The sequence below is a fragment of the Marinomonas sp. ef1 genome (assembly GCF_002806845.1).
Taxonomy (GTDB): domain Bacteria; phylum Pseudomonadota; class Gammaproteobacteria; order Pseudomonadales; family Marinomonadaceae; genus Marinomonas; species Marinomonas polaris.
The window spans coordinates 1-25,644 of record NZ_NHTT01000007.1 but is presented as its reverse complement, the minus strand read 5'-3'; the positions used below and the strand labels follow the sequence as shown (position 1 = coordinate 25,644).

Genomic DNA, 25,644 nt, shown 5'->3' with positions numbered 1-25,644 from the left:
CATGCTCGCACAGCACATTCATATTATATTACCGCTCACTAGAAAGGAGTTTTGCCTTTGAGTTCACTTATCTGGCTACCTTTTCTTCCTTTATTAGGTACGTTAATCCCGCTTATTACCGCTCGCTTTAGTCGCACCGCTTGTGCGTTTATGACAGCCGCATTACCTGCTTTAACTCTCTTTTTAGTCCTTACACATGCTGGCGATATTTTCCAAGGTGAACGCTTTCAAGCAGCACTACCGTGGATTCCTGCTATTGGGTTAGAACTTGCCTTTCGTTTAGATGGTTTGGCGTTGCTGTTCTCTATTTTGATTCTGGGTATTGGTTTACTTGTTATTCTGTATGCTCGCTATTATTTATCAGCGAAAGATTCCATTGGTAAGTTTTATTCATACCTAATCCTATTCATGTTTGCCATGCTTGGCGTGGTGCTATCTGATAACTTGATTCAGCTCTGGTTTTTCTGGGAATTAACCAGTATTAGCTCCTTTTTGTTGATCAGCTTCTGGGGGCATAAAACAGAAGCCAGAAAAGGCGCAAGAATGGCGCTAACCGTCACAGGCGCTGGCGGTTTAGCCTTGTTAGCCGGTTTGTTGATTCTAGGTAACACGGTTGGTAGTTTTAGCCTACAAGATGTTTTAGACAGTGGCGAATTGATCAAAGCCAGTGCAAATTACCCGATTATTGTGGTTTTGGTTTTACTTGGCGCTTTTACAAAATCGGCTCAGTTTCCATTCCATTTTTGGCTACCTAATGCCATGGCAGCACCAACACCAGTGAGTGCCTATCTACATTCTGCAACCATGGTAAAAGCCGGTATTTTTTTGATGGCGCGTTTTTACCCAGCGCTTGCGGATACTGATCTTTGGTTCATGATAGTAAGTCTGACAGGTTTAGCGACCTTCCTTGTGGGTGCTTACATCGCGATATTCCAGCATGATTTAAAAGGGCTGTTGGCGAACTCGACCATCAGTCATTTGGGTTTGATTACCTTGTTGCTCGGCATGGGGACAGACCTTGCTGCTGTGGCCGCTATCTTCCATATAATCAACCACGCTATTTTCAAAGCCTCCTTGTTTATGGCAGCGGGGATTATTGATCATGAATCTGGCTCACGCGATATGCGTCAGTTAAATGGTCTCTGGAAATACATGCCTTACACGGCGACTTTGGCTATGGTTGCGTCGGCTTCTATGGCAGGTGTGCCATTGATGAATGGTTTCTTGTCGAAAGAGATGTTCTTCACTGAAACATTGCATCAGGCATCACTTGGATCCTTGTCTTGGTTTATTCCGGTACTGGCGACCTTAGGTGGTGTATTCGCTGTTGCATATTCGATGCGCTTTATTCACGATGTGTTTTTTAATGGTGAGCCAATTAACTTACCTAAAACACCTCATGAGCCACCGCGCTACATGCGTGTACCAGTAGAAATTTTGGTTGGGCTTTGTCTAGTTGTTGGGATTTTTCCAAGTTTAGTCGTGGGCGATCTATTATTTGCAGCGGCGGAAGCAACACTAAATGGTCCAGCACCAACATACAGCCTTGCAATTTGGCATGGTTTCAATTTCCCATTACTAATGAGTGTGATTGCTTTGCTAGGTGGCTTGTACATGTACCATAACCGCCACCATATGTTTAAGTTTCAAGCACAGTTCCCAACCAGTGACCCTAAGTTGGTGTTTGAAGGGGTTATCCAATACCTGACGAACAAGGCCAGCCGTATTATTGCCTTCACGGAAAATGGCTCGCTGCAGCGCTATACTTTCTTTGTTTTGGCTTTCGCTATTGTGATGACGGCGTCTACCTTGATGAAGCTAAATACAACCGCGGGACAACGCCCTGAGATTCCTCTTGATGCATTGTCTATCACTTGCGCTGTGCTGCTATGCGTTTCCGCTTTGGCTACCGTGGTATGGCACAGAAGACGGGTTATCGCTTTGCTCACCCTGTCTGTTGTAGGTTTGATTGTTTCGTTGGCATTCGCTCAGTTTTCAGCACCTGATTTGGCACTTACTCAGCTTTCGGTTGAAGTTGTGACGGTTATCTTGTTGATCTTGGCACTGTTCTTTTTGCCACAAAATACGCCGAAAGAATCTTCTCCTCGCCGAGTGGTTCGCGACTTAAGTCTCGCGTCATTAATTGGTGGAGTTATTGGTACTATTTCTTATGCCTTGATGACTCGCCCTCTCGATACGATTTCGACATTTTTTACCGAGAACAGTAAAACAGGTGGCGGCGGAACCAATATTGTAAACGTGATTTTGGTGGATTTCCGTGGCTTCGATACACTAGGTGAAATCACCGTGTTAGGTATTGCCGCATTAGGGATTTATAAGCTGATCGCTAAAATGCGTCTTTATATGCCATCCAGCGACGATAACGGATTGGCTTGGTCGGAAGACCGCTACCCTATTCTTTTGGCCGTGATTTCCCAGAGTCTTTTGCCATTAGCACTGTTAGTTTCTGCGTATATTTTCTTACGCGGACACAACATGCCTGGCGGTGGTTTTATAGCTGGCTTAATTACATCGGTTGCCATTATTCAACAGTATGTGGCACACGGTGTTGACTGGATTAAGACTCGTCTCAAGCTGGATTATCAAATCATGATTGGTTCAGGCATTGGTATCGCAACTCTAAGTGGTTTGGGTAGTTGGGTCTTTGGTCATACTTTCTTGTCATCTTGGTTTGATTACTTCTACTTACCAGTGATCGGCAAATTCGAATTGGCCAGTGCCATGGTTTTTGATCTTGGTGTTTTTCTTACTGTGGTTGGCGCCACTATGTTGATTCTTGCCAATCTAGGTCAATTGACCACCAGTGAGCGTCCTATTCAAAAGGAGCATGATTAATGGAAGGTTTATACGCATTTTGCGTTGGCTTATTAACAGCCTGCGGAATCTTTCTTGCCTTACGAGGCCGCACTTTTTCCGTGGTTATCGGCTTAACTCTACTGTCTTACGCTGTGAACTTGTTCTTGTTCGCCAGCGGCAGACTCAAACTTAATGCAGCAGCCGTTCTGGGTGAGTCCGAGCAATACAGCGACCCGCTTCCTCAGGCTTTGGTATTAACCGCCATTGTTATCGGTTTTGCGATGACAGCCTTTGCGGTTATTTTAGCGATGCGTGCTCGCGCTGATTTGGGTAATGATCATGTTGATGGCACCTTGCCTGCGCAACCGGGCGACGCCTCGAAGAAATCAGGAGGGAGCCAATAAATGCAGCACTTGAGCATTTTTCCGATTCTGATTCCTTTGCTATTTGGCGCCATCATGTTGTTGCCGCCAATATCTCGTGATATCAATTCGCAACGTATCACATCGATTGTCGGCACCTTGTTTTTACTGATTTCATCAGCCGCTTTGCTGTATCAAATAAATACCGAAGGTGTTCAGCTTTATGCGTTAGGCGGCTGGCAAGCGCCTTTTGGTATAGCGCTGGTTGCGGACAAGATTTCTAGCCTTCTTGTATTATTAACGGCTTTTTTAGCCTTCTGTGTGATGCTATATGCTGTCGCAGGACAAGACAAAGGTGGCGCGTATTTCCACCCACTGTTTATGTTCCAAATTATGGGCATTAACGGCGCTTTCTTAACAGGCGATATATTTAACTTATTCGTCTTTTTCGAAGTATTGTTAATCGCGTCCTATGCACTATTAATCCATGCTGGCGGCAAACAGAAAACTCAAGCTGCTTTGCACTATGTCATTCTTAACCTTGTTGGCTCTAGCCTATTCTTGTTCGGCCTTGGCATTTTATATGGCACGCTTGGCACGCTAAATATGGCAGACATGGCAATCAAAGTCGGCCAACTGCAAGGTGAAACGGCGACATTAGCAAAAACCGGTGCGCTGTTATTATTAGTCGTATTCGGCTTAAAAGCCGCCATGCTGCCAATGCATTTTTGGTTACCCAAAACCTACGCCAGCGCTAGTGCACCAGTCGCTGCACTATTTGCCATTATGACCAAGGTGGGGATTTATAGTATTTTCCGCGTCTATACGGTTATTTTTGGCGACGATGCTGGCGAACTAGCCAACATTGCCACACCTTGGTTATGGCCAATGGCCTTGTTAACCATCACCATTGGTACCATAGGTGTATTCGCAAGTCCTGGAATCAAAACGCTCAGCGCCAATTTAGTCATTATTTCCAGTGGCAGTTTACTGGCTTGTGCAGCAATCAATTCAGAAGCAGCAACCTCTGCGGCTCTGTATTACATGGTGCATAGTACTTTGGCATCAGCTGGATTATTTTTGCTCGCCGATGTTATGTCTCGCCAACGAGGCAAAGCCGAAGACCGTTTCGTTCGCTCACGTCCTTTTGTTCAACCTAGATTACTAGGCTTTGGATTTGCAATTTCTGCTTTGGCATTAATCGGCATGCCACCATTATCTGGGTTTGTTGGCAAAATCATGATACTGCAAGCAACACAGTCTTCTGCACAAACTATGTGGGTTTGGCCTTTGATTCTAATTGGCAGTTTAGCGGCCTTAATTGCTTTCTCACGAGCTGGCACAACGCTTTTCTGGCGTCACAATGGCAGCGTGGCTGCAGAAGCAGAACCCGCTAAAACAACGGAAATCATGGGTATCGGCTTATTGTTATTGGCCTCTCCGATTATGGTTATTTTTGGTGGCGATATCAGTGAATTTACTCAACAAGCAGCGCGTTATCTTCACGATATCCAAGCTTCTGCTTACGCGTTATTACCAGGAGTAGCCCAATGAAGTTATTCCCTATGCCATTTCACAGCCTGCTACTGTTTGTGGTTTGGCTGTTATTGAACAATTCTATTAGTGCTGGACATATGGTGTTGGCGGTTTTCTTTGCGATCACCATTCCCTTACTAGTAAACAGTATGCGTGATGAACACCCTAAGATTCTTAAGCCTTGGCTGGCGATTCGATACATACTCATGGTGTTAAAAGATATTTTGACCGCCAATGTGGAAGTGGCGCTGCTGATTATTGGTCCGATCAAAAAGTTAACTCCGGGCTTCGTCGCGATTCCGATCAATATCGACTCAGACTTAGGTATCACTATTTTAGCCAGCACAGTGTCTCTTACTCCGGGAACCGTGAGCGCAGAAGTATCGAAAGACAAAGCCTGGCTATATGTCCATTCACTTCACTTAGATGACGAAGCTGAACTGATTAAATCGGTTAAGCAACGCTATGAGAAGCCAATCAAGGAGATATTTGGATGCTAAAGATAACCATCACCATAGTGGCGGTGTGTATTTGCATCGCGCTGATTTTGAACTTATGGCGTCTCCTAAAAGGCCCAACCATATCAGACCGAATTCTGGCACTAGATACAATGTACATAAACGCCATTGCACTTATTTTGCTCTACGGCATATATGTAGAAAGCGCGTTGTATTTTGAAGCGGCGCTATTAATTGCCATGCTAGGATTTGTCAGTACTGCGGCTCTATGTAAATACTTACTTCGCGGCGACATCATAGAATAAGGATCAGTTATGCCTTTTTATCTCGAAATTATCATCTGCGTGTCTTTGCTTATTGGCGGCATTTTTCTATTGATCGGCTCTTATGGTCTTGCTCGTTTGCCTGACATTTACATGCGCCTTCACAGTCCAACGAAGGCATCGACTTTGGGAATTACTGGTGTTTTAGTTGCATCAATGATCTTTCAAAGCCACTTGAAAGGATTCCTTTCCATTCAAGAGTTTTTGATCACTTTGTTCCTGTTGATTACCGCACCAGTCGCGGCAAATATGATTGCAAAAACGGCACTGCACTATCGCACTAAGCCGTTAGAAAAAACACAGAACCAAGAGCTTATGGAAACTATCCGTAATAGAGAAACACCTAACCAATCACATGATCAGCAATAAGCAACTTGGCAATATCAGCACTTATCATGGGTTTATGGAAGTAGTAGCCTTGAAATATCTCACAACCTAGCGACTTCAACATATCCGCTTGCGGAGCGGTTTCTACACCCTCCGCAACAATCACCAGTTCTAAACTTCGCGCCAAGTGAATAATGGTTTCACAGATTTTAGCGTCTTCGATATGACGATCGCATTCTTCAACAAATGATTGATCAATTTTCAAGATATCCAATGGCAGCCGTTTTAAATAGCTTAGCGACGAATAACCCGTTCCAAAATCATCTACTGAGATTCTAATATCTAACTCTTTCAATTCTGCCATCACCTCAATACAACGCTGAATATCTTGGAGCAAAACCCCTTCTGTAATTTCAATTTCTAGCAAGCAACCGTCAATACCATAAGCAATTAGTTTCTGCGAGATATAAGGTACCAGAGAGTCCGATACCAAATGCCGCCCAGAAAGATTCACAGCAATAGGAACAATCCGTAAACCTTGATCACGCCATGCTTTTTGCTGTAATAAAGCTTGATCAATCACCCACTCATCAATTCTAGAGATTAAGTTAGACTCTTCCGCCATTGGAATAAAGTCAGCGGGCGGAATAAGCCCTTTCGTTGGATGATTCCAGCGGATCAACGCCTCTAAGCCGAGGATATTTTCTTTTTCCATAAAGACTTTTGGTTGAAAAACTAAAGAGAACTGTTCTGATGCAAGTGCATCATTAATCTCTTTCTCAAAACCAAACTTTTTCGTGACAATATTGGACATTTCAGGTGTAAAGAATTGCGCATTATCACGGCCTTTTTCCTTAGCCCAATACATTGCGATATCAGCTTGTTGAATCAGCCTATCGGCATCCAAACTTTGCTCGCCGGTATAGGCAATACCAATACTCGTTGGTATAGTGAAATATTGCTCGTTTAAATTCACTGGCGCTCGCATGGCCTCTAAAATTTGTTGCGCTCGCTTAGCCAAACGACTTTCATTGACATCTTTCGTCATCATAAAGACAAATTCGTCGCCGCCCCAACGGGCGATGACATCAAACTGATCAGACACTGCAATTAAACGCCTTGCAACTTCACACAGCAGCTCGTCACCAGCTTTGTGGCCTAACGTATCGTTAATAATTTTGAAGTTATCTAAATCCAAAAATAACAGTCCGACAGACGTCTTCTGTTTGGTTGCAAAAAGCAAAGCGCTAACAAGTGAGTCCATTAGATAAGTACGATTGTACAAGCTGGTCAATGGATCGCTGTACGCTAAAAACTTCAAGCGTTCCTGCAACTTCACATGACGTGTCATATCTCTAATATGAAGTGTATATTCACTTTCTTGTGAAGAGTCAGCATTGGCCTTAGTAATCGCAATTTCAGCAGGAAAATCATTGTTAGGGCTACGCTGTAAACGAAACGGATTACGCCGATTCAATATCAAGCCATTTGATGTCGAGAAACCCGAGTTCAAACTTTCAAAAATCTTTTTTCTATCTTCTTCGCGAATAAAAAGACCAATAAAGCTTTTACCTTCAACTTGTTTTTTCAGACACCCAAAGGTTCGTTCGGCTGCAGGGTTAAACTCCATTACAGAACCAAAGCGGTTAATGGTCACAATACAATCCATTGATGAATTCAATATCGCTGACTTACGCATTTCACTCTCTTGAAAACGCATCAAAGCGTCATCTCGCTGCGCAATTTCAGTACTCACTCGATCAATAACTTGATTATATTTTCGAGCAATCTGCCCAACTTCTGTAAAAGGCTCCTCAGGAACAGGTTTTGAAAAATCAGCATTATTTTGTTGGTATTGCATGGAGGTTAACAAATCAAATAATTCTGTTGTCGCTCTATGCTCTGCTACATTTAAACCTTGCTCTTCTTGCTCTTTACTCGCTCGAAGCGGCATAAAACGATTCAGTAGCCACATGCAGGTATAACCCACCACAAAGCAATAGAGCCCGATAACGACAATACCTAATGCTTGAACCCCAAGCTGCCCTAAAAACCCCAAACCATTATCAATTTTATCTGTTTGTCCAAACAAAGCGACGCTCAAAGTCCCCCATATGCCCGCAAATAAATGCGCTGGAACAACATCCAATGCATCATCTAAACGCCAGCGCTCCATCAGTAAACTACCGAAATACACAACTACGCCAGAAACAGCTCCAATAATAACGGATGCCCCAGGTGACACTACATGACAAGAAGCAGTAATGCCTACCAAACCAGCAATTGTGCCATTCAGCACAAAGCCCACCTCAATATAGCCATCGCGGAAATAATTAATTCCAGCAGCGATTAGCGCCCCCCAAGCAGCAGAGATAAAGGTATTTAGAATGATCATTGGCACAGCATCGGTTAGCGCTAATGTGCTACCGCCGTTAAAACCAATCCAACCAAACCAAATTAATAACGTTCCTAGAGCAGACAAGGGGAGATTATTACCAGGTGGTAACCGTATCCCCTCTTCAAAGCGTCCAAGGCGAGGTCCAATAATGATAATCGCGGCTAATGCTACCCAGCCACCAACAGAGTGCACCACGGTTGAACCCGCAAAATCAATAAAACCAAGAGCCTCAAGCCAACCTTCTGGTCCTTCTGAAGGATACACACCAGACCAAGCCCAATGCCCAACGATAGGATAAATGAATGCACTTAGAACAACAGTGATTGCCAGATAGCCAATGAACGTCATGCGCTCAGCAACCGCTCCAGACGTTAACGTTGCTGCGGTACCACAAAACATCATTTGAAAAAGAAAAAAACTTATTTCCCAAGGCGTGTGCCGATCATCAAAAAAGAAATCGCTCGCACCAAACAACCCTGCCACAGAGTCACCAAACATGATGCCAAAGCCAAACAACCAAAATAATGTCGTCGATATTATAAAATCGGATATATTCTTCGCCGCGACGTTAATGCTGTTTTTACTACGAATACGGCCACTTTCTAAACACAAAAAACCAGCCTGCATCATAAATACAAACGCAGAGGCCACCAACAACCAATAGTATTCTGCCATATATATCCTAAACAGTTAAAACCGCACCAAAAAAGCTCATGCTAAATAACGTGGGGCGAATTACGCACACCATACAAGGGCACAAGAACAAAAACGTAAAGACAAGCAACAACAATAGAAACACTAGCTTAGTCATTCAATAGTTAAGCCAACTATTGAGATTAACCAGTTATAAAAAAACAGAGCAATAAAAAAGGCTACTCAAATGTAATTGAGTAGCCTTTTTCAAACAACCATCATTCGGTGTTTAACTAAATGAAATTAACCATTTAGTGTAAGAACATTGGTTTTACTGATGCGATGACGATAAATTTCACGAAGATATTTGATCGCATTTTTAACGTTGTTTATATCCAAGCGAATATCATTAATAGATACGAAACGCTGATTGTTATCAATAAGCTCACGGTACTTTTTCTCATACATTGGCTTAATTGCATACCAGTTGGTATCTAGAATTTTTGCTGGGTTTTCATAGGTCGTAAAGAACTTATCTACCAAGGCGTCATCAAAATCATCATCTTGAATCATTTTAATTACCGCTTTGTCTATTTCATCCGTGTATCGATAATCATCACGAGCAAAACAGCGCTTCATGTAAGCGACCATTAGCGTCAAAAAGTCATCACTTAAACACGGACTTTTGGCAATAAGCGTCGTTAATGATAAGTTTGCTGATGCACCAATAACAAGTGCGTAACGCTTTAATGTTGTATTTGGACATAAGCGGTTCAAATGCATTTTTAAGCGGTTCAATGCGGTGAAAGACAGTTTGTAGTCTCTTGGCAAAGAAATAATGGAAACAATAGACGAACAGTTCTTGAAGAAATGTAGATGGTTCAATGCCGTCGCGTCATAACCACTTTTGCGATAGTTCTTAATCGCTTCTCGGTATCGATCAGATTCAACTGGCAACACACTAACACCTTCAATCGCAGATGTGTCGTTATTAAAGTGCGGCAACTCAATTGAGCGACAGAACAAGTCATCAATATCAACGCTATCCTGACGTGTCCCTTCGTTCACCACGCTTTCAGCGTAAGCCACAGCAACTGGGCCCGCTAAACTCATAAATAAATCGTTAGCGTCTAAACGAATGGTTTCTGCAATATCAATACCTGCACGGCGAAAGTAGTCTTCGTCGTAATCAGTTGTTACTGCTTGAGCGGTCAAGATGTTAAAAATTTGCTGAGAAATATACTGGTTAGCGTATTTCTCCATGGTGTTAACATCGATATTATCAGAATCGCCGCCATTTTCCTCTTCCGCATAACGCATAATATCGTTGGATATCAGCATCATAGAGTTCCACGGACGAATACGCTCCATTACATCCGCTGGTACTTCGTCGTCTTCACGCTCTTCGTTATACGAGAAATTCCACTCTTCAGAAATATATTTAGTCAACAAGCGGCCTGCGTTAATATGCAATGCCTCAGAAATCTCAACATTTTTCCCAGATATGTTCGGTAGAATACAAATACCAGAAGTAAAAATGGGCTCAAAAACAAAGCTATGACGCTTATCCGCCATTTGGCTTTGATCGGAACGATAATCAAAGGTTTTACTTAAGTAAGAGAATTGTTGCGCCAGACCAAATTCAGACGCCATACCAGAACCAGTACCACCACCAGCACTAAAAATATAAAAATAAAGGCGCGATTGATTGGCTTTAATACCACAAGAATCAACTAGATAAGAATGCATCTGTTTCCAGTTTTCATTACGGAATGTCGTTGCATCTTTGTTTAGGATAATTTTTGCAAGATATTGTCCTAAAATCGGAGCATTACCTGCGCCACCAGCATGCACTTCAGACAAATCCATTATTTGCAACTTGGTGTATTCTTCTAGAAATTTAGTTCGTCCTTCCTGATTAGAAAAACGAATTCTTCCTTCAATATCTTTATCCAAATCACCCAGTAAAACGATGGGCTCAATAAGAAATACCGGCTTAACGCCATCTTTATCTTCAAGTGGCAAATGCTTGCGAATCCAGCGCATAGGTCTGAATTCACTCTCACTATCTAATATTTCTTGGCTTTCTACTTCCCGCATGTAGCTTGTTCTAGCATCGTATACTAGTGATGCGACATCCAATGCAATATTAGAACCACAACGCCCCAAACCAATTAGGCAAACAGATGGAAACACCTGTTCATTTATGCCTTCTTCATTTGTCGCCTGTGGATGGATTCGATTACGAACTACATCTAGATTTTCTAAGATCTGCTCTAAATTTGTCTCAGTAAAATAAAGATGTTCTATTGGGAGATTTTCTTGGCTCATGCGGCATCCTTTTTGAAGCAAATAACCTACAACAGATAATCATTCACGTTACCGATGAAACGACATGATATAAAGCAGAATGCTCACCTGTTAAATGCACTATTTAATTAATTGTCTTGCTGATAGACATTGTGCAAACAATATCATCCTTACATAACAATGACACTAATATGGTGAATGTGTGCATAAAATAAATAGCAAAATGACCACTCTGAAATTTTCCTGAAGGAGATAAACAAATCTATTTAGCTCGATAAAAAGCTATTTTTTGCATTCATACTTAATTTGAGACAATAAGAGCATAAAACATACAAATAGATCATTTTTTGTACTACTCTATAGGATATCTCAAACAACTATCTCAGGTGGCTGTTTTGTCGATTTCATCTGTATCTAGCAAACCTTTGTATCTGCCTAGCATGTCAGCTTCGGCAGATGCTTCTGTGCGCCAAGATTCACCTCGACAACAAGATCCTGTTCAATTATCTGATCGTGCTAAACAACTACTGGCAAATCAGCTAGCCCCTGCAAAATCGGAAGACAAAGACAACGAAGGTAAAGAGTCCGTGCAAATTTCGTCCAGTATTGGACGTTTATCACGAGTGACAGGACTTCAAAGAGAAGAAGTCGCTGCCCTTTATAGATCAATAGATAAGCTAACCTAAGACCAAGGCAACGACTTTTTTATCTTACTCAACTAAACGTGAGAGTATATCCATCAGAAATCAATGACTCAGCTTCTCGCTGAAGATTGGCTAAGGTGAGAGGCCTACTATCTAACCATTCAGGTAAGAACTCGGCATGAAGACTTTTGTTATCTGCTTTTAATGTGAAAATAGGCATGTCGCCTTCTTTCCTATCGTGGTGCAACAAAATAGACAATCGAAGTAAAATAGACAAACGATCCAAGTCTTGTTGATCACTTTTCGTAAAACGGTAATCCAAAGATTGAGTAAACTTGCGGCGATGCCTAAGAATTAAGTTAGCCAGCGCTTGCTGCTCTTGTTGAGAGAATCCCGGCATATCCGATTCACGGATAATATAAGCACCGTGTTTATGATATCGACTATGCGAAATACCAGCGCCTACTTCATGAAGAAGCCCTGCCCAACGCAATAAATCTTCACTGGAGATACTGTTTAAGTTCCAATCTTCTTTAACTTGAGCTAAAGCAGATAATGCAGTGTGTGTAACGAGTTTTGCTTGCTCTGTATCGATGTGATATTGGTTCAACATATAGTTAACGGTACGCTCACGAATATCGGTTTCAGCGTAACGACCCATAATGTCATACAGCACACCTTCTCTTAATGCGCCATTAGAAAAATCCATTTGCTTAATATCAAAGCACTCAAATACAGCGGTTAATATCGCAATCCCCGCTGCGAAGGTACTTTTCCGCTCAGGCTTAAGGCCTGGCAACTCGATATTGTCAGCATGCCCTGCGGCAAACAATGCTTTTTGAATTTGTTTCAGTGTTTTTAGAGTAATGCCCTTCTTATTCCAATTGTTTTCCTTAACAATATTGAAAGCGGCTTTAATCGTTCCTGATGAACCAATCGCTACATCCCATGTTTCATCAAGATAATCATCTTGAATACTAAGTAGTTCTAGACGTGCAGCGGTTACGGCTTTCTGAAAGTTGGACTTATTAATCACGCCATCATCAAAAAAACGCTGTTTAAAACTCACGCAGCCCATATGAAGGCTTTCCGTTAATATCGGCTCAAGCTGCTTACCAATAATGAACTCTGTACTACCACCACCGATATCAACAACTAGTCTTTTAGCATCACCATGATCCATTGTTCTAGAGACACCCACGTAAATCAAACGCGCTTCTTCTCGACCCGCAATGATTTCGACAGGATGACTCATAATATCCATCGCTTTACCGATGAAGTCATAGCGGTTTTTGGCGACCCTTAAAGCATTGGTACCGACAACACGAACAGAGCCAGGCGGCATGTCTTCAATCACTTGTGCAAATTGCGCTAAGCAGTCCAACCCTCTTTGTTGAGAGGCGTCATCTAGGTGACCGTTAACCAAACCTGCGGCCAACTGAACCTTTTCCCCAAATTCTCCAGTGATTCTTAACTGCCCATGAGTAACTTGGGCGACAACCATATGAAAGCTGTTTGACCCCAAGTCAATGGCAGCAATTTTTTCAAATGGAAAGTCATGAGATTGTTGCAAAAAAAGTGATTGCATTCAGAAAGCCTTATGTTGCAGAAGTCTTAATAAGGACAAGAGTATATCAGTTACTGGTCGATGTCATTGGCAACAAAACACCAAAAACAACAGAGTATTTGATGAATTTTTTATAATTTTTAGCGTCTTTTAGCGAAAATCAAGTCCTAATAATGACTTAATTCTAAAAAAACACTTAGCGAATACCCCCAAAAGCCTGTGTTTGATCAAAAAATTACCAGAAAGTGTTTTTTTCCTGAATTTCACTATAGACCTCGCCTTTAAGTCGAACTATAGTATGGATGGTCTTGATAGTGATAAAGCAGTAAGTAGATCACGTTTAGATCCCAATCAAATTGTTTCGCGCTGTATTGGCTTTTGCCCTATCCGGGCTAGTGAAAAACAGAACAAAAATCTAACCATCTTGTTTTGTGTTTTTGGTGCCGAGTAGCTGATACATTGTAAAATACTTCCAGACACAAATTATTGTTACTAATTGATTAACTCTAATTCCGTCAATTTTCCTCAAATGAGCTAATACAAAACCCGTTTATGAACCTTACCGACTTAAAACAGAAATCAGTACACGAACTTTTAGAAATCGCAGCAGAAATGGGCCTAGAAAATATGGCTCGTTCTCGCAAACAAGATGTTATTTTCTCAATCCTAAAGCGTCATGCGAAAGGTGGGGAAGACATTTATGGCGACGGTATCTTAGAGATTCTTCAAGATGGCTTTGGCTTCCTTCGTTCACCTGACTGTTCATACTTAGCAGGCCCGGACGACATTTATGTATCACCAAGCCAAATCAGACGCTTTAATCTTCGGACTGGCGACACTATTGCCGGAAAAATTCGTCCACCAAAAGATGGCGAACGTTATTTTGCACTATTAAAAGTCAGTGAAATCAACTTTGATAAGCCTGAAAGCGTTCGGAACAAAATTCTTTTTGAAAACTTAACGCCTTTATTTCCTGATGAACGTCTATTGATGGAAGCTGGTAACGGCTCCACTGAAGACGTGACATCTCGTATCATTGACCTTGTTGCCCCAATGGGTAAAGGTCAACGTGCATTGGTTGTTTCTCCGCCGAAAGCCGGTAAAACTTTTATGTTACAAAACATCGCCAATGCAATTACTCGTAATAACCCAGAATGTCATTTAATCGTGTTGCTGATTGACGAACGTCCTGAAGAAGTAACCGAAATGTCTCGTACCGTTCGCGGAGAAGTGGTTGCCTCTACATTTGATGAACCACCAACTCGCCACGTTCAAGTAGCTGAAATGGTACTCGAAAAAGCAAAACGCCTAGTTGAGCATAAGCGTGACGTTGTTATCCTATTGGATTCCATCACACGTTTGGCACGTGCCTACAACACTGTTATCCCTTCATCAGGCAAAGTATTGACTGGTGGTGTGGATGCAAACGCACTAGAACGTCCGAAACGCTTCTTTGGTGCCGCACGTAACATCGAAGAAGGCGGTAGCTTAACCATTATCGCAACGGCGCTTGTTGATACTGGCTCCAAAATGGATGAAGTTATCTTTGAAGAATTCAAAGGTACAGGTAACTCCGAATTGCACCTAGACCGTAAAATTGCTGAAAAACGTACTTTCCCTGCAATTAACATTCGTCGTTCAGGTACTCGTCGTGAAGACTTACTAACATCTGAAGATGAATTACAGCGCATGTGGATTCTTCGTAAACTACTGAATCCAATGGAAGATGTAGCAGCGACAGAATTTTTGATTGACCGCCTAAAAGTAACTCAAACTAATGATGAGTTCTTTGAGTCAATGAAAGGCAAAAATAAATAAGTAAGTAGATATTTCTGCAGCAAGAAGTCTGCGATAAAAAAGCCACTTCCTGAAGTGGTTTTTTTTTACTTAAATGATCAACTTAATTCCACCGCCACCACTTTAAGGTGAGCGTGACTTATATTGGAGTAGTTTAAATGAAAGAGATTACCGCGACGGTAAATGCAGTTGAATCAATCAACCCAAATGTATATCAAATTACTTTAAAGGTGGATGATCTAACGTTTGAAGCTGGCCAATATCTAATAGTGGTATTACCAACTGGCGAACAAGTTCCTTATTCCATCGGTAGTGCACCACATGAACTGCCATTTTTGACGCTGTATATTCTAGTTTCAGATTCTGCGTCTCTGGCAAACAAAGTTGTTGAGCATATTAAATCTAACGATAGCATTACCATTAAAGCACCGGGTGGCGACTGCTATATTGCTAATGGTGTCCTAGACTCCAACCCAGAAAACATCTTGCTGATTGCTGGCGGAACAGGTTTCGCTCAGATTAAAAGTCTGTATAGCCATTTGGTTGAGCAGAACTTCACTGGCAATGTGTCATTCTACTGGGGATTAAGAACACCAGAAGATGTTTTTGCTCAAGAGTGGTTAGAAGAAGCTCACAAATACACACCTTTTACACTAGACGTCATAGTGAATGAGAAAGGCGACGAATGGCACGGTCGAAGCGGCTGGTTGTATGAAGCGGTTCTAGCAGATCATCCGGATCTAAGTAAAAGCGTTGCTTTTATCAGCGGATCGGTTGGCATGGTGTATGGCACGCTTGACCAGTTAGAACTAAAAGGTCTTAGCAAAGAAAACTGTTTTTCTGATGTCTTTGCTTATGCGCCACACCCAGATAAACCAGTACTCTAATACTATTTATTAAAATACCAAGTAATGGATAGAAAAAGGGAGCGCCAAAGTCATTTGGTGCTCCCTTTTTATTATTCATACGGTATATCAACAACTAAGCCGCAGTGGCTCTTACCGTTTCCCACAATGATTTAATGCTTTCTTGATCGCCATCCGTTACGCCTTCAGCTTCCAACGTGTCTTGCAAGATCCCAGTGAAAGCATGATCGAACTCATCTCGCCCTTCTCCTTCAGTACTGCTATGTAAGCCCAAAAGTCCTAGAAGATACGCACAGTAAAACAGCTGATCACCTTCTTCCGCTTGATGCTCCCTGTCTCGTAATCTGTCACACAACTGATCTGCGCGCTCAGCAAAGGTTATTGTCATATTCAATCTCACAATGATGGTATTAATGTAATATACAAAAAAGCTGGGGATTCCCAGCTTTTGAAAACTTATCCTATCGACGTAAATTACGTTAAGGCTTTAAGTTTAGAGTCTCTAATGTATTCGCTCGGATAGAAAGAAGTAAGTCGGTATTTTCTACCAGTGATTCACCGTAAGAAGGCACCATTTCTTTCATTTTCGCTTGCCATTCAGGCGATGCTACACGCTCATGAAAACAGCGCTCTAGAATACCAATCATAGTATTTACCGTTGTTGAAGCCCCTGGCGAAGCACCCAACAAAGCAGCGAGAGAGCCATCTTCGGTGGTAATCGCTTCGGTTCCGAACTCTAGCTTACCGCCCAACTTTTCGTCTTTCTTGATGATCTGAACACGCTGCCCAGCGTACGCAAGCTCCCAATCTTCATCCTTTGCATCAGGAAAAAACTGACGCAATGAATTACAGCGATCTTTATGTGATTGCATTACCTCACTAATCAAGTAGCGAGTTAGATCCATATTATTCTTACCAACACTTAGCATCGGCTTGATATTGTCAAAACGAACACTTTTCGGCAGATCGAAGAATGAACCTGTTTTCAGGAATTTTGTCGTAAAACCAGCAAATGGACCAAACAAAATAGCTTTTTTGCCATCGATGATACGTGTATCCAAGTGCGGCACAGACATAGGCGGCGCACCAATAGGAGCGGCGCCATAGACTTTGGCAAAATGCTGTTCAACCAATTCTGGTTTTTCACACACCAGCCACTGACCACTGACAGGGAAACCACCAAAACCTTTACCTTCCTGCACTTCTGCTTTTTGCAACAAAGGCAAAGCACCACCGCCAGCTCCTAGGAAAACAAATTTAGCGTCAATAGTTTTACGCGCACCATTTTGCTCAATTTCAACATCCCAACGACCGTCAGAGCGTTTATTTAAGTCTTTCACTTCACAGTTCAAACTCAACTCGAAGTTATCCAAGGTCTCTAGATGTTTGCTCATATTACGAGCGATAGCACCAAAGTTTACATCGGCACCATGTTCGATACGTGTTGCAGCAAGCGGTTCGCTGTCATTACGGTTGTTCATAACAAGAGGCATCCATTCTCTCATTTTTTCACGATCTTCAGTGAATTGCATTTCTTTGAAAGCTGGATGAGCACTCATTGCTGCATGACGTGCTTTTAACATGTCAACATTGCGCTGCCCCCAAACAAAGCTTTGATGTGGCACTCGATGAATAAACTCTTGTGGCGCCGGCATCAATCCTTGTTTCACAAGGTAAGACCAGAACTGGAGACTAATTTCAAAGGCAGCATTAATTTTAACTGCTTTATCAATATTAACGGAGCCGTCATCATTTTCAGAAGTATAATTAAGTTCGCAGTATGCGGCATGGCCCGTACCAGCATTGTTCCAGCCATCGGTACTTTCCTTTGCGATACTACCCAAACGCTCAACCATTAATAGGGTCATGCTAGGGTCTAATTGCTTTAGTAACACTCCTAGGGTGGTGCTCATGGCACCGCCCCCGACTAGTAAAACGTCTACAGAATTTGAGGTCATATGATTTCGCCGTGTCATAGCCAATTGTGAATTTGAGAGTGATGTAGAAAAGAGGCTTTTGGCCAGCAGTAATATTTCAGAATGCACTGCTTTACTTTCTCCACCCTCTCCTCAGAACGCCTTTGCTCGTATGCCAAAAATCCATAGAAAATCAGCTTAATAAGGGATTCTGAGCAGGTGTGAGTTAATTATACGGATTTTAAAAATAATGTCTTGAGACCTTAGTATAAGAATGTAGATATATCCACATTTCAACTTTCACGATAGCGCTCATTTTATTGACTTTAGCGACAAGAAAGGCGATGTTAACAACATTAAGAAAAAACATGCTTCGATTTGGCTACTATATTTAAATATTAATGTTCAGTATAAATATACTAAATTCTATAATTTAGGGTACTGGGGAGTATGGCAATGAAAGCACAAGATATCATGGTAAAGAATGTCATCTGTGTCGACATGGATGAGCGCTTACCCAATGTCAAACAAATTATGGAAACGAATGGCTTTCATCACCTTCCGGTTACGGAAAAGGGTAAACTGGTTGGTATTATTTCAGACAGGGATTTGTTGCGCCTAATCAGCCCTTTTATAGACAGTGCTTCAGAGCAACCTAGGGATCTAGACACCTTAAATAGAGCTGCTCATCAAGTGATGACGCGCCAGCCCATTACAGTAAAAGCAGAAACACCAGTAGAAGAAATTGTGGCGTGGCTAAAACGCGTAGATATTTCCTGCTTACCAGTAACAGACGATGAAGATCATGTCATTGGTATTATTTCGTGGCGCGACCTTGTCAATCACGCCACGTTTTAGCGTCCGTAGTCTTTTAAATTAGTGAGTTTTCGCTTGATCACCAAGCAAATCAACCAAATCGGCTTCGGTAAATTCATATTTTTCTGCACAGAATTGGCAGTCTACTTTTACGCTACCTTGCTCAATAAGAAGCTCACGTATTTCTTCAGAGCCTAGTGACATCACAGCATCTAAAGTACGCTGACGAGAACATGAACAACCGAATTGCATCACTTTAGTATCATAAAGACGAACTTCTTCCTCGTGGTATAAGCGATGAAGCAACTCACCAGTTTCAAGTCCAAGCAATTCATCTTCTTTAACCGTAGAAGCAAGATGAGTCAAACGCTCCCAAGCATCCTCATCACCTTCTTTCGCTTGTTCTTCTGGCAAGCGCTGCAAGAACAAACCACCACATTGTGCGCCATTAGCCGCCAACCACACTCGGCTTGGCAACTGCTCAGACTGAGAGAAATACTGTTCAAGACATTCAGCCAAGGTGTCACCAACGATCTCGACAATGCCTTGGTAACGCTGGCCATTACGTGGTTGGATAGTAATCGCTAAATAACCACCTTCAAGTACATCTTTTAAAGAAATAACCTCTGGCACTTCTTGGCTTTCATCCCATTGAGCAATGCCACGAAGATTTTGATGCTCGTCACACTCAGTCATCAAAGTCGACAAAAAGCCGTAGCCCTTAGCTTGAATAGATAACACACCATCTATTTTGACAATGTCTCTTAATAACGCGATTGCAGCTACAAACTCACCAAGGAGTTTTTCTAACGCTAGCGGATATTGCTTACGCTTAATGATTTCTTGATAAGCGTCATTCAGTAACACGCGTTCACCACGAACATTACTATTATCAAAGGAAAAACGCTGGATTTCGTTTATGGTTACATTGTTCACAAAGCACACCTTGTTCAGGCCGAAAAGCCTAACTAAAAAAGTTCAAATAAATATTGCTACCATTTTACCCTTGAGACGATCAATCATCTACTTTAAACCGTGATTAACTGGGAAATGTACTGTGAATATGCACGCTTGCTATTTCGTTTAGTCTAGCAGCACTCTAAAATGTTTCGTATTGTACTTTCTATTGAAACGACCAACATCACTTCTCATTAATAGAGATAAGAGATTCCTAGTTTTTATGATCCAATTTACTGAAGTTAGTTTACAGCGTGGCACTCAGTTCCTACTTGAAGACGCCGACCTCACCATTTTTGAAGGTCAAAAAGTCGGTCTGATTGGTGCTAATGGCGCAGGCAAATCCTCTTTATTCGCCATGATCAAAGGCGAACTGCATGCTGATACTGGTGAAGTTATTCTGCCGGGACAACGCCGTATTGCTTTTATGGCTCAGGAAGTTGAAGAAACACAACGCAGTGCATTGGATTACTGTCTAGATGGCGATGATCGACTCAGAGACATAGAAAACAATATTGCCAAAGCACAAGCAAGTGGCGACGATCATGCTCATGCAAGTTGGCTAGGTGAATATGAAAATGCTCATGGCTACACAGCTCAATCAAGAGGCGAAACACTTCTGCAAGGGCTAGGCTTCAAAATGACAGACATGCAGAGGCCCGTGTCTGACTTTTCTGGCGGCTGGCGAATTCGCCTTAACCTTGCCAAAGCCTTGATGTGCCCTTCCGACGTGCTCTTGCTCGACGAACCAACCAACCACTTGGATTTGGATGCTGTCATGTGGCTGGAAAACTGGCTACGCCAATACCCCGGTACCTTATTATTAATTTCCCATGACCGTGATTTCTTAGATGGTATTTGTAGTCATATTGTTCACCTATATCAAAAGCAATTGGTGCTTTATAAAGGTAACTACTCGGATTATGAACGCCAACGTGCTGAACACTTAGCGCAACAACAAGCCAACTACGAAAAACAACAAGAGAAACGTGCTCACCTACAACAATATGTGGATCGCTTTCGTTACAAAGCCGATAAAGCCAAGCAAGCTCAGAGCCGCTTAAAAATGCTCGAGAAAATGGAAATTATCGGCCCAGCACATATTGATTCGCAATTTGAATTTACAATCCCTGTGGCCGAGAAAACCTCACAATTGTTGATTAATTTATCTCAAGCAGACTTGGGTTATACATCAGAATCAGGCACAAAAACCGTTCAGCTTGGCAATACAAACTTTGCCCTTCGAGATGGACAACGCATTGGCTTACTTGGTCCTAATGGTGCTGGTAAATCGACTCTAATCAAATCCATTGTTGGCGAAATTAGCATTTTGGCTGGTGATCGCATCTTGGGAGAAAACCTAAAAACCGGTTATTTCTCACAGCATCAACTAAGCGCTCTCGACTTAGAAGCCTCGCCATTACTGCATATTCAACGACTCACCCCAAAAGTGCTTGAGAGTGATATTCGTCGTTACCTAGGTGGTTTTGGTTTTATTGGTGACGATGCACTTCGTGCGGTAAAAGGCTTTTCAGGCGGAGAGAAAGCACGTTTGGCCTTGTCATTAATTTCTTGGACCAAACCAAACCTATTAGTACTCGATGAGCCAACCAACCATTTGGACATCGAAATGCGCCAAGCATTAACTGAAGCCTTGCAAGAATTCCCAGGTTCCATTTTATTGGTATCACACGATAGACATTTGCTAAACAGTACCGTCGATGAGTTTTACCTTGTCGCTGACCATCAAATCCAAGCGTTCGATGGCGACTTACCTGCTTATCATGCATGGTTACAAGCAAGACAAGCCAGCGCCGCGCAACTTGAAAAAGGCGAGTTAGCTGGAGATAAAATCGATAAAGTGGATCGTAAGGAAGAACGCCGTAAAGCGGCTGAAATGCGCGAAAAATTACGTCCGCTGCGCAAACAAATCGAGAAGTATGAAAAGGCAGTTCAAGCAGCACAAGAACATCTTGATCGTATTGCCGAAGCAATGGCTGACTCAAGCCTTTACGAAGCCGATCAAAGAAACAAACTGCAAAGTTTATTGAGTGATGAGGCGAAATGGAAAAAAGCCCAAGCTGAAAGTGAAGAAGCGTGGTTCGAATCACAAGAGGAACTTGAAGAAGCCGAAGCGCAACTAATCTAAACTTAAACCCAAAAAGAACGGATAAACAAAGACTAAGTGCTAGAAATCCGTAAAGTTTTGTCTTAACACAAAGCTTTTAATCTGGCACTGTCTTAATATTGTAACAATACTAAAGTACATTCATACACAGCGAAAAGGAGAGATATTGGATGACATTTCCATACACTCGTATGCGCCGCATGCGTAAAAATGATTTTTCTCGCCGCCTGATGCGCGAGCATCGCCTTACTGCAGACGATTTAATCTACCCAATGTTTATTATTGAAGGCAATAATGTGCGCGAAGCCATTCTTTCCATGCCAAACATTGAGCGCCTTTCTATCGACTTACTGTTAGAAGAAGCCAAAGAGCTTGTCGATTTGGGCATTCCTACTATCGCGCTATTTCCTGTTATTGAAAGTGATAAAAAATCCTTGCTTGCCGAAGAAGCCTACAATCCGAATGGTTTAGTACAACGTGCTGTTCGCGCCTTAAAAGACGCTTTCCCAGAACTTGGTGTGCTAACAGATGTCGCGCTAGATCCTTACACTACTCACGGTCAAGATGGCATCATTGATGACTCTGGCTATGTGCTGAATGATATCACCGTCGACACACTGGTAAAACAAGCCCTTTCACATGCTAAGGCAGGTGCTGACATCGTTGCACCATCTGACATGATGGACGGACGCATTGGTGAAATCCGTGATGAACTTGAAGCCGAAGGTTTTATTAATACACTGATCATGGCATATGCAGCCAAATACGCTTCGGCATATTACGGTCCATTCCGTGACGCGATCGGCTCAAGCGGCAACCTTGGTAAAGGCAATAAATTTACGTACCAAATTGACCCAGCTAACTCTAACGAAGCCATCCGCGAAGTGATGCTAGATATAGAGGAAGGAGCTGATATGGTCATGGTAAAACCTGGCATGCCTTATTTAGACATCGTACGCCGAGTGAAAACAGAACTTGAAGTGCCGACGTTTGCTTATCAAGTAAGCGGAGAGTACGCAATGCACATGGCCGCTTTTCAAAATGGTTGGCTAGATAAAGATACGGTAATGATGGAATCACTCCTAGCATTTAAACGCGCTGGTGCAGATGGCATCCTGACTTACTTTGCAAAAGATGTAGCACGCCTGCTGAAAACTAAAAGCTAACGACTTTTAGTATAAATAAACACACAGAATCGGTGACCAGCAGGCTGCGTTGGTGTAATTTGTTAGTATATGCCTACATACTGTAGGCAAAGGAACAATGATACCAACAACACAATAAAACGGTATTTAGAGAGAATTAAAGCGCATGTCTGAGCAGTCGGTGAACGAAATAGATAAAAAAGAAACCATTCCTAGTCCACCCTTAGAGTTGGATGCAGAGCTTGTTCTAGAGCCAATTCCGGAACAACCACAAGATCCTAATAAGGTAGCAATTGAAGAACGCCTACCTGAAGAGATTGATCTGGCTGATCCAGAGCTCTACTTCAACCGCGAGTTAAGTCACTTACAATTTAACGCACGTGTTCTTGAACAAGCCATGGATGAAAATCATCCAATCTTAAACCGACTGATGTTTCTGTGTATCTTCAGCTCAAACATGGACGAATTTTTCGAAATCCGCGTAGCGGGTTTAAAAAGCCAATTAGAATACAGCCGTGAAAAAAATGGTCCTGATGGCATGCACCCGAAAAAAGTACTTGGCTTAATTAGCGAACAAGCTCACAAGCTAGTACGTCGTCAGTACCGTATTCTTAACGATATTATTTTGCCTAAACTGGCGAACGAAAACGTTAAGTTTATTCGTCGTACCGTATGGAATGAGAAACAAGCCGCTTGGGTAAAACGCTATTTTCGTGACAATGTGCTGCCTATCATCAGCCCAATTGGGCTCGATCCAGCACACCCGTTTCCAAGACTAGCGAACAAAACCTTTAACTTTGTTGTTGAATTGGAAGGTCGCGATGCCTTTGGTCGTGAGAATGGACTTGCCATTGTTCCAGCGCCGAGCTCGCTTCCTCGTTTGGTTAAACTACCAGATGACGTTTGTGAAGGTGGTGATAATCTAGTTTTCCTTTCTTCCATCATTCACGCCCATGCTGATCAGTTATTCCCGGGCATGACAGTCAAAGGTTGCTTTCAATTCCGTCTGACTCGTAATGCTGATTTAGAAGTAGACTCCGACGATATTGGTGTCGATTTGGCTGGTGCGCTGCGCACAGAATTACAAAGTCGACATTACGGTAGCTCGGTACGATTAGAAATCGCCGAAAACTGCCCTCTTCATATCGTCGATTCTTTGCTTAAACAATTTGATTTAGAACAGCAAGATTTATATCGCATAGATGGCCCAGTTAACTTGAGCCGTCTTATGGCAGTACTAGAACTCGTTGATCGTCCAGACCTGATGTACCCTCCTTTTTCACCGGGTTTGCCTAGAAAACTAGCCAGCTCTGGCGGATTATTCGAGGCTATTCGCCAGCGTGATTATCTATTAATGCATCCGTTTGAGAGCTTCTCACCTGTTATCGATTTATTAAGCGAAGCAGCAAAAGATCCAAACGTTGTAGCAATTCGCCAAACTCTATACAGAACAGGTTCGCGTTCACCAATTGCTAATGCATTAGTTGAAGCAGCTCGAAACGGCAAAGAAGTCACTGTCGTTATCGAATTACGTGCTCGTTTCGACGAAGCTGAAAACTTAGCCTTAGCTAGCCGCTTACAAGACGCTGGCGCGATTGTTGTCTATGGCGTTGTTCGACATAAAACACATGCGAAAATGATTCTGATCGTCCGTAGAGAAGGTGCAGATCTGACTCGCTATGTTCACCTGGGAACTGGTAACTACCACGCAGGTAACGCTCGTCTTTACACCGACTATAGCTTTATGACTTGTGATAAAGAAATTGGGGACGATGTACATCGCGTCTTCCAGCAACTCACAGGTATGAGTAAAGAGTTGAAAGTGAAAAAACTACTACATGCTCCTTTCACACTTCGTGACCGTTTGCTTGACATGATAAATAGAGAAGCCGAAAACGCACTGAAAGGCGATCCGTCTCGTATCATAATTAAGGTGAACTCTTTAACTGAGCAGAGACTTGTTCAATCTCTGTATAAGGCGTCTCAAGCAGGTGTAAAAATCGACCTAATTGTTCGAGGCATCTGTACACTACGTCCAGGCATCAAAGGGATATCCTCTAATATTCGAGTGCGAAGTATCATAGGAAGGTTCCTAGAGCACACTCGTGTATATTATTTCTACAACAACCGTAATCCACAGGTTTATCTATCTAGTGCTGATGGCATGGATAGAAACTTAAACAACCGTATTGAAGTAGCCTTTCCTCTTCAGGACTATAAACAAACACGCCGAGTGAAAAAAGAACTTGAGTATTATCTCACAGATAATACTCAAAGCTGGATTCTTCAAAGTGATGGATCGTATCAGTTGTCAAAGCCAAGAAAAGGCGAGTATCGCAGTGCTCAGAGAGCATTACTCAGCGAATTAGCAGATAACACTAGGTAGTCAAACAAATAGCTATACACAAAGCCCAGCTCCGAGCTGGGCTTTTTTTGTGAATAAAATCTAGGCTTATCCCCAAAATTATTTAACACATCTTGTCACCCGCTATTAACAAACCTTCACGCACAACAACCAAACTAGTCATCAACTATTTCCGAAAACCTAGCATCGTTACTTCTAGCACCCTCCTGAAGTCTTTATAAAAAATGTCCATTAACTTACATATAATTAGCGCTCACGCGTTAAGGTACGAGACAGGCG

At 42.3% G+C, this 25,644-nt stretch carries 19 protein-coding genes; 13 read left to right on the top strand and 6 right to left on the bottom strand.

Features of this window, described 5'->3' with window-relative positions:
- Nucleotides 1–57 precede the first annotated feature (57 nt).
- Genes CCS02_RS11145 through CCS02_RS11120 form a run of 6 tightly spaced genes read left to right on the top strand, consistent with a single transcriptional unit; the run spans nucleotide 58 to nucleotide 5,865 of the window.
- The gene (locus tag CCS02_RS11145) at nucleotides 58–2,856 is read left to right on the top strand and encodes a monovalent cation/H+ antiporter subunit A (RefSeq protein ID WP_100186502.1); all 2,799 of its coding nucleotides are present in this window, start codon (nucleotides 58–60) and stop codon (nucleotides 2,854–2,856) included.
- A complete protein-coding gene (locus tag CCS02_RS11140) occupies nucleotides 2,856–3,221 on the top strand; it encodes a Na+/H+ antiporter subunit C (protein WP_012071644.1) in 366 nt (121 codons plus the stop codon). Before CCS02_RS11145 ends, CCS02_RS11140 begins: the two co-directional genes overlap by 1 nt.
- Nucleotides 3,222–4,733: a monovalent cation/H+ antiporter subunit D gene (locus CCS02_RS11135; protein WP_100186503.1), complete on the top strand. Its 1,512-nt coding sequence runs from the start codon at nucleotides 3,222–3,224 to the stop codon at nucleotides 4,731–4,733.
- Nucleotides 4,730–5,215 (top strand): Na+/H+ antiporter subunit E, encoded by a 486-nt coding sequence (locus CCS02_RS11130; RefSeq protein WP_072842406.1) that lies wholly within the window; start codon nucleotides 4,730–4,732, stop codon nucleotides 5,213–5,215. The genes CCS02_RS11135 and CCS02_RS11130 overlap by 4 nt, the downstream gene beginning before the upstream one ends.
- Nucleotides 5,209–5,478, top strand: a complete 270-nt coding sequence (locus CCS02_RS11125; RefSeq protein ID WP_012071647.1) for a K+/H+ antiporter subunit F — start codon at nucleotides 5,209–5,211, stop codon at nucleotides 5,476–5,478. Before CCS02_RS11130 ends, CCS02_RS11125 begins: the two co-directional genes overlap by 7 nt.
- 9 nt (nucleotides 5,479–5,487) lie before the next feature.
- Nucleotides 5,488–5,865, top strand: coding sequence for a Na+/H+ antiporter subunit G (locus tag CCS02_RS11120; protein ID WP_072842407.1), 378 nt, complete (start codon nucleotides 5,488–5,490; stop codon nucleotides 5,863–5,865).
- On the opposite strand, the gene amt is transcribed toward CCS02_RS11120, so the two are convergent.
- A complete protein-coding gene (gene amt, locus CCS02_RS11115; RefSeq protein ID WP_100186504.1) occupies nucleotides 5,840–8,896 on the bottom strand; it encodes an ammonium transporter in 3,057 nt (1,018 codons plus the stop codon). The two genes, CCS02_RS11120 and amt, sit on opposite strands and share 26 nt — an antisense overlap.
- A 261-nt stretch (nucleotides 8,897–9,157) precedes the next feature.
- The gene (locus CCS02_RS11110; protein WP_100186505.1) at nucleotides 9,158–11,185 is read right to left on the bottom strand and encodes a hypothetical protein; all 2,028 of its coding nucleotides are present in this window, start codon (nucleotides 11,183–11,185) and stop codon (nucleotides 9,158–9,160) included.
- 374 nt (nucleotides 11,186–11,559) lie between these two features.
- Here CCS02_RS11110 and CCS02_RS11105 point away from each other — a divergent pair, with 374 nt between their 5' ends.
- Nucleotides 11,560–11,850 (top strand): hypothetical protein, encoded by a 291-nt coding sequence (locus CCS02_RS11105; RefSeq protein WP_157807989.1) that lies wholly within the window; start codon nucleotides 11,560–11,562, stop codon nucleotides 11,848–11,850.
- A gap of 28 nt (nucleotides 11,851–11,878) precedes the next feature.
- Here CCS02_RS11105 and CCS02_RS11100 read toward each other — a convergent pair whose 3' ends face one another.
- A complete protein-coding gene (locus CCS02_RS11100; protein WP_100186507.1) occupies nucleotides 11,879–13,396 on the bottom strand; it encodes a Ppx/GppA phosphatase family protein in 1,518 nt (505 codons plus the stop codon).
- Between the two features lie 531 nt (nucleotides 13,397–13,927).
- On the opposite strand from CCS02_RS11100, the gene rho reads away from it, so the two are divergent.
- Nucleotides 13,928–15,193 (top strand): transcription termination factor Rho, encoded by a 1,266-nt coding sequence (gene rho, locus CCS02_RS11095; protein WP_072842412.1) that lies wholly within the window; start codon nucleotides 13,928–13,930, stop codon nucleotides 15,191–15,193.
- A gap of 137 nt (nucleotides 15,194–15,330) precedes the next feature.
- Nucleotides 15,331–16,059 (top strand): NAD(P)H-flavin reductase, encoded by a 729-nt coding sequence (locus CCS02_RS11090; protein WP_100636597.1) that lies wholly within the window; start codon nucleotides 15,331–15,333, stop codon nucleotides 16,057–16,059.
- A gap of 94 nt (nucleotides 16,060–16,153) precedes the next feature.
- On the opposite strand, the gene CCS02_RS11085 is transcribed toward CCS02_RS11090, so the two are convergent.
- Both CCS02_RS11085 and mqo read right to left on the bottom strand, forming a co-directional pair.
- Nucleotides 16,154–16,426: a hypothetical protein gene (locus tag CCS02_RS11085; protein WP_100636596.1), complete on the bottom strand. Its 273-nt coding sequence runs from the start codon at nucleotides 16,424–16,426 to the stop codon at nucleotides 16,154–16,156.
- Between the two features lie 91 nt (nucleotides 16,427–16,517).
- Complete coding sequence (gene mqo / locus CCS02_RS11080) at nucleotides 16,518–18,065, bottom strand: malate dehydrogenase (quinone) (RefSeq protein WP_441854611.1); 1,548 nt, start codon at nucleotides 18,063–18,065, stop codon at nucleotides 16,518–16,520.
- 345 nt (nucleotides 18,066–18,410) lie between these two features.
- Between mqo and CCS02_RS11075 the strand changes: the two genes are divergently transcribed.
- Nucleotides 18,411–18,812 (top strand): CBS domain-containing protein, encoded by a 402-nt coding sequence (locus CCS02_RS11075; RefSeq protein ID WP_100636708.1) that lies wholly within the window; start codon nucleotides 18,411–18,413, stop codon nucleotides 18,810–18,812.
- Between the two features lie 18 nt (nucleotides 18,813–18,830).
- Here CCS02_RS11075 and hslO read toward each other — a convergent pair whose 3' ends face one another.
- Nucleotides 18,831–19,706: an Hsp33 family molecular chaperone HslO gene (gene hslO, locus CCS02_RS11070; protein WP_100186510.1), complete on the bottom strand. Its 876-nt coding sequence runs from the start codon at nucleotides 19,704–19,706 to the stop codon at nucleotides 18,831–18,833.
- A 244-nt stretch (nucleotides 19,707–19,950) separates the two neighbouring features.
- Here hslO and CCS02_RS11065 point away from each other — a divergent pair, with 244 nt between their 5' ends.
- From CCS02_RS11065 to ppk1, 3 genes are all read left to right on the top strand, one after another.
- Nucleotides 19,951–21,876 (top strand): ABC-F family ATP-binding cassette domain-containing protein, encoded by a 1,926-nt coding sequence (locus CCS02_RS11065; protein WP_100636595.1) that lies wholly within the window; start codon nucleotides 19,951–19,953, stop codon nucleotides 21,874–21,876.
- Nucleotides 21,877–22,025: 149 nt separating this feature from the next.
- Complete coding sequence (hemB, locus tag CCS02_RS11060; RefSeq protein WP_100186512.1) at nucleotides 22,026–23,021, top strand: porphobilinogen synthase; 996 nt, start codon at nucleotides 22,026–22,028, stop codon at nucleotides 23,019–23,021.
- A 145-nt stretch (nucleotides 23,022–23,166) separates the two neighbouring features.
- Nucleotides 23,167–25,386: a polyphosphate kinase 1 gene (gene ppk1, locus CCS02_RS11055; RefSeq protein WP_100186513.1), complete on the top strand. Its 2,220-nt coding sequence runs from the start codon at nucleotides 23,167–23,169 to the stop codon at nucleotides 25,384–25,386.
- The last annotated feature ends 258 nt before the right edge of the window (nucleotides 25,387–25,644 follow it).